Here is a 304-nt window from a genome sequence, read left to right as displayed (position 1 = left end):
ACCCGATGTATCGCTCCAAATTTAGATTCATAGCGTAATTCGCTGTCAATCATAAGATGGTGTCTAACCCACTCGAAAGAGTGCGATTATTAGAAGCATCGCAACAAGTTTTGCGTGCCCTGGTGGTGGAATTGGTAGACACAAGGGATTTAAAATCCCTCGGCGTTCGCGCTGTGCCGGTTCAAGTCCGGCCCGGGGCACCATCTAATAGAACGTTACGCCTTACGGTGTTTCGATAGAAAAACGATTAAGGCGTGTTGGCAGAGTGGCTATGCAGCGGATTGCAAATCCGTGGACCTCGGTT

At 49.0% G+C, this 304-nt stretch carries 2 tRNA genes (1 of these 2 cut by a window edge); both read left to right on the top strand.

What is annotated here, in order from left to right:
* Positions 1-116 precede the first annotated feature (116 nt).
* Positions 117-203: transfer RNA gene (locus tag ACP45E_RS02845), tRNA-Leu, on the top strand.
* Positions 204-259: 56 nt separating this feature from the next.
* Positions 260-304, top strand: a tRNA-Cys gene (locus ACP45E_RS02840); it runs 28 nt beyond the window's last position.

Source organism: Vibrio genomosp. F10 str. 9ZD137 (assembly GCF_049974785.1).
Taxonomy (GTDB): Bacteria; Pseudomonadota; Gammaproteobacteria; order Enterobacterales; family Vibrionaceae; genus Vibrio.
The sequence above is the reverse complement of the archived record's forward strand: the minus strand, read 5'-3'. Positions and strand labels throughout refer to the sequence as shown.